Raw genomic sequence first — 14822 nt, forward strand, 5'->3', positions numbered from 1 at the left:
CAGCAGCCATGACACTTCATATTTCCTATCCCGCAGAGCTGCCCGTCTCCGAGCGCCGCGAGGACTTGATGGCGGCCATCGCCGCAAACCAAGTGACCGTCATCGCCGGCGAAACCGGTTCCGGGAAGACCACGCAGATCCCCAAAATGTGCCTGGAGCTCGGCCTCGGGGACAAGGGCCTGATCGGCCACACCCAGCCGCGCCGCCTCGCCGCGCGCACGGTGGCAGAACGCATCGCGTTCGAGATGGGCGTCGAGATCGGGCAGGAAGTCGGCTTCCAGGTCCGTTTCACCGGAGAAGTCAGCAAGGCCACCAAAATCAAGCTGATGACGGACGGCATCCTGCTGGCCGAGATCCAGCGGGACAAGCTGCTGCGGAAGTACAGCGCCATCATCATCGACGAGGCACACGAGCGCAGCCTCAACATCGACTTCATCCTGGGCTACCTCAAGCGGATCCTGCCGCAAAGGCCGGACCTGAAAGTCATCATCACCTCGGCCACCATCGACCCCGAGCGTTTCGCCAAGCATTTCGGCAGCGAAGAAGAACCCGCGCCGATCATCGAGGTCTCCGGCCGGACCTACCCGGTGGAAATCCGCTACCGGCCGCTGTCCCAGCCGGCCGGGGGCGCCTCGGCTGACGATGAGGATGCGTCCGACGACGAACTCGAGGAGGACCGCGACCCCCTCGACGCCGTGTGCGACGCCGTCGACGAGCTCGCGCTGGAGGCTCCCGGAGACATCTTGGTCTTCTTCTCCGGCGAGCGCGAGATCCGCGACGCCGCGGAGGCCCTGAACGGCCGGATCCAAGCCAACCGCAGGCTGGCAGCCACGGAAGTGCTGCCGTTGTTTGCCCGGTTGAGCCTGCAGGAGCAGCACAGAGTCTTCAACCCGGGCGGCAAACGGCGGATCATCCTCGCGACCAACGTCGCCGAAACGTCCTTGACCGTTCCCGGCATCAAGTACGTCATCGACACCGGCACGGCCCGCATCTCGCGCTACTCCCACCGCACCAAGGTGCAGCGGCTGCCCATTGAACGTGTCTCGCAGGCTTCAGCAAGCCAGCGTTCCGGCCGCTGCGGGCGTGTGTCCGAGGGCATTGCCATCCGGCTCTATTCCGAGGAAGACTTCGAGTCACGTCCCCGGTTCACCGATCCCGAGATTCTGAGGACCAACCTTGCCGCTGTCATCCTGCAGATGACGGCAATGGGTGTTGCCCGGGGCCCCAAGGACGTCGAGAACTTCCCGTTCGTCGAGCCGCCGGACTCCCGGGCGATCAACGACGGCGTCACGCTGTTGCGCGAACTCGGCGCGTTGAGCGCCCCCCGCGCGGGCAACGGCGCAGCCCGGACGAGCGACGGCGGCAACGGGCGTGCGGGCGGCGGCCTCACCGCCGTCGGGCAGAAGTTGGCCCAGCTCCCGGTGGATCCTCGCCTCGGCCGGATGATCGTGGAGGCCGGAAAGCGCGGCTGCGTCAAGGAAGTCATGATCCTGGCGGCGGCGTTGACCATCCAGGATCCGCGCGAGCGCCCGACGGACAAGCAGCAGCTTGCCGCCGAAAAACACGCACGTTTCCGCGACGAGAACTCGGACTTCACAGGGTTTCTGAACCTGTGGAACTACGTCCAGGAAAAGCAGCACGAGCTCTCCTCCACTCAGTTCCGCCGGCTGTGCAGGAACGAATTCATCAACTACCTGCGCATCCGGGAATGGCAAGACCTCTTCCAGCAATTGCGCCAGCTCGCCAAGCCGTTGGGCATCACAGTCGACAACAAGCGCGAGGCCGATCCGGTCGGCAACAACGAAGGAATCCACATCAGCCTGCTCTCGGGGTTGCTGAGCCACATTGGCATACTGGATGAACGCAAGCGCGAATACGCCGGAGCACGCGGCAGCCGTTTCGCCATCTTCCCGGGCTCGGCGTTGTTCAAGAAGTCGCCGCCGTTCGTCATGGCCGCGGAATTGGTTGAGACAAGCCGGCTCTGGGCCCGGGTCGCAGCGAAGTTCGATCCGTTGTGGGTCGAACAGGTTGCACCGGACCTCGTGAAGCGCTCCTACAGTGAGCCCCACTGGTCCGCACGGACGGGTTCCGTCATGGCCCACGAGAAGGTCATGCTCTACGGAGTTCCGATCATCCCGAACCGCCGCGTCAACTACGGCAGGATCGACCCCGAGCTCTCCCGGGAACTCTTCATCCGGCACGCCCTCGTGGAAGGCGAGTGGAAAACCCATCACAAGTTCTTCCACCGCAACCGCGCGTTGCTCAACGAGATCGAAGAGCTCGAGACCCGGATGCGCCGCCGCGACATCCTCGTGGACGACCACACGCTCTTCGAGTTCTACGACGCCAGAATCGGAAAGGACGTGGTCTCCGAACGCCACTTCGACAAGTGGTGGAAGGAAGCGCGCCAGCAGGACCCCAGCTTGCTGGACTTCGACCAATCGCTCCTGATCAGCGATGACGCGGAAGCCCTCGACGATTCCGCCTACCCGAAAACCTGGCTGCACAAGGGCTTCGAGCTTCCCCTGAGCTACGAGTTCCATCCCGTCGCTCCAGGTTCGGCCCCCAACCCCTCGGACGGCGTGACGGTCGAGGTTCCCGTGCTGTTCCTCAACCAGCTCGACGACGGCCCCTTCCGCTGGCAAATACCCGGCCAGCGGGTGGAACTCGTCACTGCACTGATCAAGTCGCTGCCCAAACACCTCCGCAAGAACTTCGTGCCGGCCCCGGACGTGGCCCGGCAAGCGGCTGCTGCCCTGGAAGCCGACTTCGATCCCTCCTCGGATGACCTTGAAGCTTCGCTCGAATTGGTGCTGCGCCGCATCCGAGGGCACATCATCCCTCCGGGATCCTGGAACTGGGACGCAGTTCCGGCGCACCTGCGCGTGAACTTCAAGGTGGTGGACAGCCGGGGCAAGGTGCTCGATGAAGGTAAGGACCTTGCCGCGCTCCAAGAGCAGCTGGCACCTGATACCCGGCGGGCCATCGCCGAATCGCTTGGAGCGACACCGGCGACGACGTCACGCTCCAAGGGTCCAAAGGCCACTGCACATGCCGGGGTTGCCGGATCACCCGGAGGAAACGGCAACGGCGGCGCTGCGCACAAGGGCTTGCTGTCAGAGCAAACCGGACTGACCGCATGGACTTTCGGGGCTATCGAACGCCAGGTGACGCGCACAGTGAAGGGGCACGATGTCACCGGTTTTCCCGCTCTCGTGGATGAGGGAAAATCCGTGGCTTTGCGGGTTTTCCAGACCCGGGCAGAGCAGGAGTCAGCAATGCGCGGCGGCGTCATCCGGCTGCTCGCACTGCGGGTTCCTTCCCCGGACCGCTACGTCCTGGAACACCTGAACAACACGGAGAAGTTGACGTTCAGCCAAAATCCCCACGGTTCGGTCAGCGCCTTGATCGCCGACTGCGTCCTGGCGGCGATCGACAAGTTGACTCCGGCCGAACTTCCTTGGGACAAGGCAGCTTTCGATGCGTTGTACGAGCTGGTGCGCGCGGAACTGATCGACACCGTCTTCACCGTGACCGCCGTCGTCGAACGCATCTTGGGCAGCACCCGGCGGATCGAGAAGCAACTCAAGGGCAGCACGAGCCTCGCCCTGATCAGCGCACTTAACGATATGAAGAGCCAACTGGAGCAACTCGTGTTCCCCGGTTTTGTGGCACGGACGGGCTACACCCAACTGAGCCATTTGCCGCGGTATCTGGCAGGAATCGAGAAGCGCCTCGAAAAGCTCCCGAACAATGTCCAGCGCGACGCGCTCAACATGTCGGTCGTTCAAGCGTTGGAGGACGACTACGACGACGCCGTCTCCGCGCTGCTGCCGGGGCGGCGAGCAGGAGCCGAGTTAACACGGGTGCGTTGGATGATCGAGGAACTGCGGGTAAGCCTTTTCGCGGTGGAGCTCGGGACCGCTTACTCGGTCTCGGAAAAGCGCATCCGGACGGTTCTCAACCAGGCGCTGGCACCCGCTTAAGCGGGACACCGCCAACGCCCGGTCACCGATACACCCCAATCCACCAAAGGTGACCGGGCGTTTGGAAAAACACCACCAAAGGTGACCGGGCGTCTGGAAAAACCCGCCCAAAGGTGACCGGGCGTTTGGAAAAACCCCACCAAAGGTGACCGGGCGTCTGGAAAAACCCGCCCAAAGGTGACCGGGCGTTTGGAAAAACCCCACCAAAGGTGACCGGGCGTTCCGGCCTCAATCCGCCGGAACGAACTCTCCGTGTCCGGCGGCGACGAGGCCGGCCCGGATTTTAGCGGCGTTCGCGTCGAGCCGGGCAGGGTCCGGATTGTGCTCGACGGACCCGAAGTCGAAATCGGCCAGGGACGTTGCGGGGAAGACGTGCACGTGGAAGTGCTCCACTTCGAAGCCCACCACCGACAGCCCTGCCCTGGGTGCGCCAAAAGCCTCCACTTGCGCCTTGCCGATCGTCTGCGCGACGGACATGACCTTGTTGAGGAGCTCAGTGGGGACGTCGGTCCAGCGGTCCACTTCTTCGCGCGGCACCACGAGCGTGTGGCCGTCGGTCAGCGGGGCGATGGTCAGGAAGGCCACGACGTCGTCGTCCTTCCAGACAAAGCGTCCAGGGATCTCGCCGTTGATGATCTTGGTGAAGAGGGTGCTCATACGTCTGCCTTTTCCGAAGCGGGCTGAAGGGTCTTGGTATCGAGGACGAAACGGTATTTGACGTCGCCGGCAACCATGCGGTCGTAGGCTTCATTGAGTTGCCGGGCGGTCACGACCTCGACGTCGCTGACAACGCCATGCTCGGCGCAGAAATCCAGCATTTCCTGCGTCTCGGCAATGCCTCCGATCAACGAGCCGGCATAGGAGAGCCGCCGCCGGATCAGCGTGCCGGGACTGACGGGAGGCATGTCTGTGGGAGGCAGCCCCAATTGGAAGAGGGCGCCGTTCAGCCGCAAGGTGCGCAAGTACGGGTTCAGGTCATGCGGCGCCGCGACGGTGTCGATAATGACATCGATGGTGCGGTTGGCGGCCTCCATGGCTGCGGGGTCCTTCGAGAGGACCACGTCATCGGCGCCAAGCTCTATTGCCGCCTCGACCTTGGCTTCCGAGGTGGTGAAGACCACCACTTGCGCACCCATCGCCTTGGCGATCTTGACCGCCATGTGGCCCAGTCCGCCGAGTCCGACGACGCCAACGACGTCCCCTTCCTCGACGTCGAAGTAGCGCAGGGGCGAGTAGGTGGTGATGCCCGCGCAGAGCAATGGCGCCGCCGCAGCCGGCTCAAGGCCCTCGGGCACACGCAACACGAAGCGCCGGTCAACCACCACGGAAGTGGAGTAGCCGCCTTGCGTGATGGCACCACCGTTCCGGGGATCCTTTGCCCCGTAGGTGCCCACGTTTCCGCGTTCGCAATACTGCTCCACGCCTTCCAGGCAGCTGTCGCACTCGCGGCAGGAATCCACCAGGCAACCCACGCCCACCAGGTCGCCCGGGGCGAAGTCGTCGACGGCGGAGCCCACACTGCGGACCCTGCCCACGATCTCGTGGCCCGGGACCAGGGGATAGTTTTGTTCGCCCCATTCGCCCCGTGTCGCGTGGACATCGGAGTGGCAAAGGCCGCAGAAGTCGATCTCAATCTCGACGTCGTCTTCCTTGGGAGCGCGCCGTGCCACGGTCAAGGGAACAAGGCCGCTGCCGGCCGAGGTGGCGCCGTACGCTGCCGCAAGCGTCGGCATGCCGCTCGCGGAAGCAGGTTTCGACGGGGCGGGAGCAGGTGTTGGCAGGCTGGCCTCGCCGGTCTCGTCACTCACGACGAGCGGTTTGCCAAGGGGCGGAGGAACGGGGCGTCCGGGAGTCATGCCTCGACGCTACCCCTGCGGGCGGATTTTTTGCCACTCCCCGCTGCCGGCAAGGCTCACCGGTCCGCCGTGTCCAGCGGCGCCGCACCGATGACCACCGGGTTGGCGTCGTCCGAGGACCATTGCGAGAACGAGCCGGGGAAAAGTGCTGCCCGGAATCCTGCGATTTCGAGGGCTGCGATCTCGTGGGCCGCGGTCACCCCGGAACCGCAGTACACCGCTACCTTGCTGCCTTCGTCGATGCCCAGGCCTGCGAATCTGTTGCGGAGCTGCGCTGCGCGGAGGAACGTTCCGTCAGGCCCGAGGTTTCCGCTGGTGGGGGCACTCAGCGCCCCGGGAATGTGTCCCGCGCGGGGATCAACGGGCTCGATTTCGCCACGGTAGCGCTCTCCCGCCCGCGCATCGAGAAGGATCCCGCTCAAGTGCCAGTCAGCCGCGTCCTCCATGCTGATGGCATCCATGTGGCCGCGTCCAAGCACGACGTCGCCCGGAACCGGTGCTTGCTCGTCCTGCGAGAGCGGGTAGCCCGCGGCGCGCCAGGCACCCAATCCGCCGTCGAGCAGGAATACGGAATGGATACCGGCGTCCCGGAGCAGCCACCACAGACGGGCCGCGGCGGTGTTGCCGCTGTCGTCGTAGGCGACCACCGTGTCGCCGTTGTTGATTCCCCAGGACCGCGCGCTTCGCTGCAGCGCACTGGTTGACGGCAGCGGGTGCCTGCCCTGGCCTTCGGCCGTGGGATCGGCAAGTTCGTTGTGCAGGTCCACATAGACAGCGCCGGGAAGGTGGGCCTGGCGGAAGTGCGAATAGCCGTGCGGATCGCCCAATACCCACCGGACGTCGAGCAAGACGGTCCGTTTGCCTGCATCCATGCGGTCCTTGAGTGCGGCTGCGTCAATGATCGTGGCCATCGGATCTCCTTCGTTCTGCTGCGTGTACCAAACGACGGCGACGCTGCCGCCGTGCAGCTGCCGACCGGCTACCAGCCTATCCCTGGGCGGAAGCCGCCGCCGGTAGGCTGGGTCGGTGAGCACTCTACGCAACCAGGACCGGTCATGGGCCAGCGAGGCCATCCGGCGCATCGAGGCCGAGAACAACCGCTCGGCGGATACGCACCTCTACGCGGTCCCGCTCCCCGAACACTGGGGTGTCCACCTCTACCTCAAGGACGAATCGACGCACCGTTCGGGCAGCCTCAAGCACCGCCTGGCCCGCTCGCTTTTCCTCTACGGCCTGGTCAACGGCTGGATCACGGAAGGAACCACCATCGTTGAGGCTTCCAGCGGGAGCACGGCGGTGTCCGAGGCATATTTCGCGAGGCTGATCGGGCTTCCGTTCATCGCCGTCATGACCCGGACCACCAGTCCCGAGAAGATCGCCCTCATCGAGGAGTTCGGCGGTGCCTGCCTCCTCGTGGACCACGCCTCGGAGGTCTATGCGATGGCCGAGGAGGTCGCGCGGACGTCCGGCGGCTACTACATGGACCAATTCACTTTTGCCGAGCGCGCCACTGACTGGCGGGGCAACAACAACATTGCGGAATCCATCTTCGAGCAGCTCGCCCTGGAAGAGCATCCGGTGCCGGAGTGGATCGTGGTGGGCGCCGGCACCGGTGGAACCAGCGCGACGATCGGCCGGTACCTGAGATACCACTGCCACTCAACGCGGCTAGCCGTGGTCGATCCCGAAAATTCCGCGTTCTACCCTGGCTGGCGCGACGGCGTATCGGACTACTCGACGGGCATGCCGTCCAGGATCGAAGGCATCGGCCGTCCACGCATGGAACCCAGCTTCGTCCCGGCCGTCATCGACACCATGATCCAGGTTCCCGATGCCGCTTCCGTAGCCGCCATGCGCCATCTGCGCCGGCTGGCAGGGCTGCACGCGGGCCCGTCCACGGGAACCAACCTGTGGGGTGTCTGCCAACTCATTGCCGAGATGGTGGCCCAGGGCAAGCGCGGGAGCATTGTGTCGCTCATGTGCGACGCCGGCGATCGCTACGCGGGCAGCTACCACAACGCCGACTGGCTCGCTGAGCGCGGCATCGATCCCGCCCCCTACGAGGGCGTGCTGGCTGACTTCTTCGAGACGGGCGCCTGGCCACGCGGCATGTAGGCCACGCCGCGGGCTGAGCTAGACCTCCACCGATTCCCGCGGCGACAACCTCGAGTAGCTGGTACCGTATCGCGCCCCGATCCGGGTGACGTGGCCTTCCACCAGTCCCCGTCCGAGTTCGTTGAGCAGGCCGTCGTGGACCGGGTAGGCCTTGGGCGCGCGGACCGCGATGACGAAGTCAACCACTTCGCCCACCTTTGACCAGGGCGCGTGAATGGGCACAAGCAGGGTTTGCACGTCGATGCCGTCAGGCACAACGAAGGAATCCCCTGGGTGGAAGATGTTTTCGTCGATGAGGTAGCCGATGTTGGCCACTACCGGAATCTGCGGGTGGATGAGGGCGTGCTGCCCTCCGAACGAACGAATCGCGAAGCCCCCGGCTTCAAAGGACGTGCCGGGCTCGACGGCGTGAACCCGCTCGCCGTCGTCGCCCGCCTTTCCGGCGAGCTGGGAAGCGACCCCCGAAGGCGCGTGCACCTGCAGCCCGGGGTTCCCCTTGAGTGCCGCCACGATCGCGTCAGGGTCAAAATGGTCGGCGTGCTCGTGCGTGATCAGCACCGCGTCGGCGCCCGCTAGCGCTTCCTCCGACTCGGAAAAGGTGCCGGGGTCGATCACGAGGACCTGGCTGTCCTTTTGCAGGCGGACACAAGCGTGGGTGAACTTGGTGAGCTTCATGCAGCCAGCCTAGGGCGGGCCTCCGGTGGTGTCCACGAACCGCCATCCGGGCAGGACCTGCTGGTAACGTGGGTATTTGCGAACGTCCACATCGAAATGAGTCCACGAATGTCACAGGGCGCCCATGCCGCCACGTCCGGGTCCGCAGCACAGTCCCTCGCCGAGGTGAAGGGTGCTGCCGCCAAGGATCCTGCCGTCAAGGAGCAACGCGTCACCAAGCAGCGCCTGGCCGTCAGTGCCGCCTTGGACGAACTCGATGACTTTGTGAGCACCCAGGAACTGTACCGGCTGCTCCAGAACCAAGGTGTCTCGGTGTCGCTGGCCACTGCGTACCGCATTCTGCAGTCGCTTGCCGACGACGGTCTGGTCGATGTTCTGAGGAATGCCGATGGCGAAGCCGTCTACCGCCGTTGTGCGGTCACCGGCCACCACCACCACTTGCTCTGCCGCAATTGCGGCAAGGCCGTCGAAGTGGAAGCCCCGGCGGTTGAGACGTGGGCAGCCCGGGTTGCCGCCGACAACGGCTACACCGAAGTGGCACACACGGTGGAAATTTTCGGCCTGTGCCCCGAGTGCACCGCCAAGAAGGCTGCGGGCCTGCTCTAGCCGGCTACCGTCTGGCCTTCCACGGCCTCACCAACGGCAACGTGGGGGCGGACGATCCGGCCGTTGATTCCGCGCTTGGCGCGCACAGAGCCGATGATCCTGCACACCACATAGATCAGGAACGACAACGTGGTGACATACGGGCTGATCGGAATCCTGCTGCCGAGCGCGAGGAGGATGCCGCCGACGGTGGCCGTGACCGCGAAAAGCACGCTCAACACGACCACGAGCCGCGGCGACGTGGTTACCCGGAGGGCGGCCGCCGCGGGCGTGATCAGCAGGGCCAGCACCAGGAGCGCGCCGACAATCTGGATGGACAAGGCCACGCTGACGCCGAGCAACACCATGAAGGCGATCGCCAGGCCACGGACCGGCACTCCCCTGGCTTCCGCCATCTCGGGGTCCACGCTCGCGAAGCTGAGCGGGCGCCATATAGCGGCCAGCGCGAGCATGACCACCACGGCCGTGCCTGCCAGGACCTGGAGCTGGACGGTGTCCACCGAAACGATCTGTCCGGTCAGGAGCCCGAACTTATTGGCCGCGCGCCCTTGGTAGAGGGCAAGGAACAAGATGCCCAGGCCAAGCCCGAACGGCATGATGACGCCGATGATCGAGTTCTTGTCCCGCGCCCGTCCGCCCATGATTCCCAGGAGCAGCGCAGCCGCAACGGATCCCGCGAGCGAACCGAAGATGATGTCAGACCCGATAAGCAGGGCAAAGGAAGCGCCGGCGAAAGACAACTCCGAAATGCCGTGCACGGCGAACGCGAGGTCCCTCTTCATGACAAAAGTGCCCACGAGCCCGCCGAGCAGGCCAAGGACCGCACCGGCCCAAATGGAATTCTGGACCAAGGCGAGCAGCTCGCCGTAGTTTTCGAAGTTGAAGATGGAGTGCAGGATGCTGCCGAGATCCATTTAGTGACCTTCCTCCACGCCGGCGTGGGCGTCGTCGTGGTAGTGGGTCGTCGCGTCCGGAAGGCCGACCACGACGATCCTGCCGTTCGCGCGAATGACCTCGACGCGGCTGTTGTACAGCTCGGACAGAACCTCGGTGGTCATGACCTCATCCGGTGTTCCCACCCGGAACCTGCCGCCGGCAAGGTAAAGTACGCGGTCCACGTAGTCGATGACCGGGTTGATCTCGTGGGTCACGAACACCACGGCGCTGTTCCGCTGGCGGCATTGCTGGTTGATGAGGGCGCTCACTGCCTGCTGGTGGTGCAGGTCCAAGGACAGCAGCGGTTCGTCGCACAGCAGGAGTTCAGGCTCCGTGGCGAGGGCTTGTGCCACCCGGAGCCTCTGTTGCTCCCCGCCGGACAATTGGCCAAGCGGCACGCGGGCGTAATCACTCGCCCCCACCAAGTCCAGGAGGGCGTCGACGCGCTCATTGACGGTTTTGGTTTTGATCCGCAGGCCCCAGCGGTGGCCATCGACGCCGAGGGCAACCAGGTCCCTGGCACGCAAGGGCGTATCCGGGGCAAAGGACTTCTGCTGCGGAATGTACCCGATCTTCCTGCTGCCGCGTTCCACGGCTTGCCCGGCCACGGTCACGGTCCCGGAGTGAAGCTGCTGCAGCCCGAGGAGGACCTTGAGGAAGCTGGTCTTGCCGCTGCCGTTTGGGCCAAGCACGGCGAAGAACTCACCCGCCTGGATGTCCACGTCGAGGCCCTTCCAGAGGGCGCGCTGGCCAAACTGCAGGCCCGCGCCGCGAAGGCTCACTACCGGTGTCAAAAAGATTCCTCGATCCATGGGGTTCGCGAAGCGACGTCGCTGCCGGCCCGCTGGTGGATGAACTGGGCGGGCCCCGCAGCCGCCCTGTATATCTTAGGACGATTGCGGGGCCCGCCTGTTCTTATCCGCTGGGGCTTTTTACTTGTTCAGCGCAGCGGCGACGTTGCCCACGTTGTCCGTCATCCACGCAACGTAGTCCTTGCCCTCGGGAAGGGTCTCGGTGAAACCGACCACCGGAACGCCGGCAGCGGATGCCGCAGCCTTCAGCTTTTCCGTCTCGGCGCTGGCGGTCTGCTCGTTGTACGCGAGGAAGCGAACGGACTTCGAGGTAATCAGGTCACTCGTTTCCTTGACTGCTGCCGGCGGAACGTCCGAGCCGGCCTCAATGGCATGGCTGAACTGCTCGGGCGTCTTGTTCTCCAAGCCCGCGGCTTCAAGCAAGTACCCGGGAACGGGCTCGGTAATTGCGACCGGAGCGGAACCCTTGGAAGCCTTGATCGCCGCGACCTTGGCGCTGAGTCCGGTGAGCGAGGACTTGAACTTGTCGGCGTTGGCGGTGAAGGTCTTGGCATCGGCAGCGTCCAGGCTTCCGAGCTTCGCAGCGACAGCATCGGCCACTTTCGCCATCGCGTCGAAGTTGTACCAGACGTGCTCGTTGAACCCCTCGGGCGCCGCAGCGGCAGATGCGCCGGGGGTTGCCGCGGGAAGGAGCCCCGAAACGTTGACGGCGGTAATGGTCTTGTCCGCCGAAACCTTGCCCTCATCGGCCAGCTTGCTGAAGAAATCGTCGTAGCCCGCGCCGTTGTCGATCACCAGCTGGGCCTTCGAGACGGCCAGCTTGTCCTGGGTGCTTGCCTCGTAGGAATGCGGATCCTGGCTGGTCTTGCTGATGATGGAGGTGACTGACACCTTGTCACCGCCCACATTCTTGGCGATGTCGCCGTACACGCTGGTGGAGGCGACCACATCGATCACTTTGGAGGACGAGGCCGGCGGCGTTGCGGCAGGTGCCGAGCAGGCGGAAAGCAGGACGGCGGCTGCCGCGGACGCGGAAAGCAGCGTAACGGGAGAAAGGCGGGCGGCAAGGGAAAAGCGGGCGGCGGTACGACGCACAGGAAACCTCGGATCTACCGAATCAACAGGGGACCCACTGAGTGTAATCCATAAATAGGAATGATTCCTATTTAGAAAACAAGATTGCCGGCGCCCACCCCTGGCGGAACGCGAGGTTACGCTGACTCGGGACCGCCCAGCCGCCGAATAACCCTGGCCTGGGTGGCATCGCGGATCTCCCCGACAAGCTGTTCGATGACGTCTTCCAGGAACAACACGCCCAGGGTCGCCCCGCCGATGCCCACAACACGGCCCAAGTGCGACCCCGTCCGCTGCATCATGGCCATGGCATCTTCAACCTCGTCCTCGGGTGCGAGGTTCACGAGGGACCGGATCCGGCTTTCCGCGATCGGATAGCGGCGTCCCTCCTCGGGGATGGAAAGCACGTCCTTGATGTGCAGGTACCCCGTCAGCTCGCCGTCGTCGTCCAATACGGGGAATCGGGAGAACCCGGTGCGGCTGACAGCTTTCTCGAGTTGCCGCGGCGTAGACCCGGGCTGGAGGGCAACCAGTTTGTCCCGCGGGACCATAATGTGCGCAACCGTGTGCTCGGAAAACTCCAAAGCTCCGGTCAGGAGGCCGGCGTCGTCGTCCACCAGCCCGTGACGGGTCGATTCCTGCACGATGGACTGGACTTCCTCGAGGGTGAAGGAGGAAGTCACCTCATCCTTGGGCTCGATCTTCATCAAGCGAAGGATGCCGTTGGCCAGCCAGTTCAAGGTCCAGATGACAGGCTTCACGAAGCGGGCCACATGGACCAAAGGCGGAGCCAGCAGCAAAGCCGCCTTGTCCGCGACAGATACCGAGATGTTCTTGGGTACCATTTCGCCAAAGGTCACATGGAGGAAGGTGACGGCCAGCAAGGCAACCGCAAAGGCGATGATGTCAGCCAATTGGCCAGGAACGCCCACGGACTCCAGCGGCGCACCCAGCAAATGGTGGATGGCAGGCTCGGCCACAAGGAGAATCAGCAAGGAACAGACGGTGATGCCAAGCTGGGCACACGCCAGCATCAGCGAGACGTGTTCCATCGCATAGAGCGTGGTCTGGGCGCGCTTTGACCCGTGCTGGGCCAAAGGCTCGATCTGGCTGCGGCGCGCGGACATCACGGCGAACTCGGCGCCGACAAAGAAGGCGTTGCCGATCAACAGCACCACGAGCCACAGGATTCCTACCCAGTCGCTCATGCCGCACGTCCTTGCCGGCCGGCTTTGGCCACAGGGTTGTCAACGGCGTCGTTTGGCGAACCGCCGGACTCCTTGCCCAACCGCTTTCGCGCCTGCTTCCTGCCTTGCCATCCGCTCGAATCACTTTCCTCGGTGCCTTCATCGCCGTCGGCATCATCGTCAGTGTCGGGCGGCGCAGCGGGGTGGAAGCAAATGCGGTCGATCCGGCGGCCGTCCATCCGGGTGACGGCCAGGGTGCCGCCGCCTGCCTCGACGACGTCGCCGACCACCGCGATCCGTCCAAGTTGGCTCATCACGTAACCGCCGACCGTCTCGTAAGCGGGGTCGTCGGGCACCGTAAGGCCCGGAACCTGTTCGCTGACTTCGTCCGGACGCAAAAGACCAGGGAAGTACCAGTCGCCTGAAGCGCTCTGCAGCAAGCCGGGCCGGACCTTGTCATGCTCATCGGCCACTTCGCCTACGATTTCTTCCACCAGGTCCTCAAGGGTGGCGATCCCCGCAGTTCCGCCGTACTCATCGAGCACGACGGCGAGTTGCAGGTTGCCCTCGCGAAGTTCCAAAAGCAGGGCGTCAAGATGGATGGTCTCGGGAACCCTCAGGACTTCGGACATGATGGCTCCGGCCTCGAGCCGGCTCCTGCGTTCCGACGGGACGGACACGGCTTTCTTGATGTGCACGACGCCGCGGATGTCATCTGCCGATTCGCCGATGACTGGGAAGCGCGAATAGCCGGTCCGGCGGGCCGCTTCGATGATGTCCGATACCGGCTGGTCGGCGTCTATGGTTTCCATGCGGATGCGCGGGGTCATGACGTCCGCGGCCGTCCGCGCCGAGAAGTTCAGGGTCCGGGCAAGAAAGTTGGCCGTCCCGGCGTCGAGGGTTCCCAGCTCGGCCGAACGACGCACCAAGGAGGCCAGTTCGGAAGGCGAGCGGGCACCCGAGATTTCCTCCTTGGCCTCCAGTCCCACGAGGTTGAGCACCTTGTTCGAGAAGCCGTTGAGCACAACGATTGCCGGCTTGAACACGGCCGTGAACAGCAGTTGCGGGCGGGCCAACGCCCGGCCCAGCGGGAATGCCAAGGCCAGGGCCATGTTCTTCGGAACGAGTTCGCCGATCAGCATCGACAAACCGGTGGCCAAGGCCATGGCCAGGACGAGGGACACGGACTGCGCGGCGGCCTCGGGCAGCCCGGCCAAGAGCAGCGGTCCACGCAAGAGCGAGCCGACCGACGGCTCCATGACGAAGCCGGTCAACAGGGTGGTGAGGGTGATTCCCAATTGGCAGCTTGAAAGCTGGGTCGAAAGGGACTTGAGGCATCTGAGCAACGCCGCTGCGGCGTGGTCGCCGCCGTCGACCGCTCTTTGGACCGTTGACTGGTCGAGCGCCACAAGCGAAAACTCGACGGCGACAAAGAAGCCGGTGCCCAGAATCAGGAGCACGCCGGCGAGAAGGAAAAGCCACTCCATCAGAGGCCGCCGAATGGAGCGTGCGGCAGGAGCGGGAGATAAGCAGAGCTAAAGGCCGGTTGGCCCGGCGGGGGTTGGTCTGACGCGG

The 14822-nt window shown here is 64.5% G+C and carries 12 protein-coding genes; 3 read left to right on the forward strand and 9 right to left on the reverse strand.

Annotated features, from left to right (window positions below; genetic code table 11):
• The first annotated feature begins 8 nt into the window (after window positions 1–8).
• Window positions 9–3986, forward strand: coding sequence for an ATP-dependent RNA helicase HrpA (gene hrpA, locus L0B83_RS02680; protein ID WP_234756732.1), 3978 nt, complete (start codon window positions 9–11; stop codon window positions 3984–3986).
• A 228-nt stretch (window positions 3987–4214) separates the two neighbouring features.
• Here the strand turns inward: hrpA and L0B83_RS02685 are convergent, their stop codons facing one another.
• The 3 genes from L0B83_RS02685 to L0B83_RS02695 are packed head-to-tail and all read right to left on the reverse strand — an operon-like array spanning window position 4215 to window position 6753.
• On the reverse strand, window positions 4215–4643 hold the full coding sequence (locus L0B83_RS02685; RefSeq protein ID WP_234756734.1) for an HIT family protein: 429 nt from the start codon (window positions 4641–4643) through the stop codon (window positions 4215–4217).
• Entirely contained in the window at window positions 4640–5842 is a 1203-nt protein-coding gene (locus tag L0B83_RS02690; protein WP_308193944.1) for an NAD(P)-dependent alcohol dehydrogenase, read from the reverse strand. The genes L0B83_RS02685 and L0B83_RS02690 overlap by 4 nt, the downstream gene beginning before the upstream one ends.
• A gap of 56 nt (window positions 5843–5898) precedes the next feature.
• Window positions 5899–6753, reverse strand: coding sequence for a sulfurtransferase (locus L0B83_RS02695; protein WP_234756736.1), 855 nt, complete (start codon window positions 6751–6753; stop codon window positions 5899–5901).
• Between the two features lie 115 nt (window positions 6754–6868).
• Between L0B83_RS02695 and cds1 the strand changes: the two genes are divergently transcribed.
• Window positions 6869–7957: an L-cysteine desulfhydrase Cds1 gene (gene cds1, locus L0B83_RS02700; RefSeq protein WP_234756738.1), complete on the forward strand. Its 1089-nt coding sequence runs from the start codon at window positions 6869–6871 to the stop codon at window positions 7955–7957.
• A gap of 18 nt (window positions 7958–7975) precedes the next feature.
• Here cds1 and L0B83_RS02705 read toward each other — a convergent pair whose 3' ends face one another.
• The gene (locus L0B83_RS02705) at window positions 7976–8632 is read right to left on the reverse strand and encodes an MBL fold metallo-hydrolase (RefSeq protein WP_234756739.1); all 657 of its coding nucleotides are present in this window, start codon (window positions 8630–8632) and stop codon (window positions 7976–7978) included.
• A gap of 108 nt (window positions 8633–8740) precedes the next feature.
• Between L0B83_RS02705 and L0B83_RS02710 the strand changes: the two genes are divergently transcribed.
• Complete coding sequence (locus L0B83_RS02710; RefSeq protein ID WP_234756740.1) at window positions 8741–9238, forward strand: Fur family transcriptional regulator; 498 nt, start codon at window positions 8741–8743, stop codon at window positions 9236–9238.
• Here the strand turns inward: L0B83_RS02710 and L0B83_RS02715 are convergent.
• The 5 genes from L0B83_RS02715 to L0B83_RS02735 form a co-directional block, all read right to left on the reverse strand.
• Complete coding sequence (locus L0B83_RS02715) at window positions 9235–10152, reverse strand: metal ABC transporter permease (protein WP_234756741.1); 918 nt, start codon at window positions 10150–10152, stop codon at window positions 9235–9237. The two genes, L0B83_RS02710 and L0B83_RS02715, sit on opposite strands and share 4 nt — an antisense overlap.
• The gene (locus L0B83_RS02720; RefSeq protein ID WP_234756742.1) at window positions 10153–10986 is read right to left on the reverse strand and encodes a metal ABC transporter ATP-binding protein; all 834 of its coding nucleotides are present in this window, start codon (window positions 10984–10986) and stop codon (window positions 10153–10155) included.
• Window positions 10987–11106: 120 nt separating this feature from the next.
• On the reverse strand, window positions 11107–12081 hold the full coding sequence (locus L0B83_RS02725; RefSeq protein WP_234756743.1) for a metal ABC transporter solute-binding protein, Zn/Mn family: 975 nt from the start codon (window positions 12079–12081) through the stop codon (window positions 11107–11109).
• A gap of 116 nt (window positions 12082–12197) precedes the next feature.
• Complete coding sequence (locus L0B83_RS02730) at window positions 12198–13268, reverse strand: hemolysin family protein (protein ID WP_234756744.1); 1071 nt, start codon at window positions 13266–13268, stop codon at window positions 12198–12200.
• Complete coding sequence (locus L0B83_RS02735; protein ID WP_234756745.1) at window positions 13265–14734, reverse strand: hemolysin family protein; 1470 nt, start codon at window positions 14732–14734, stop codon at window positions 13265–13267. Before L0B83_RS02735 ends, L0B83_RS02730 begins: the two co-directional genes overlap by 4 nt.
• Window positions 14735–14822: the final 88 nt, after the last annotated feature.

The organism is Arthrobacter alkaliphilus, assembly GCF_021483235.1.
GTDB classification, from domain to species: domain Bacteria; phylum Actinomycetota; class Actinomycetes; order Actinomycetales; family Micrococcaceae; genus Arthrobacter; species Arthrobacter alkaliphilus.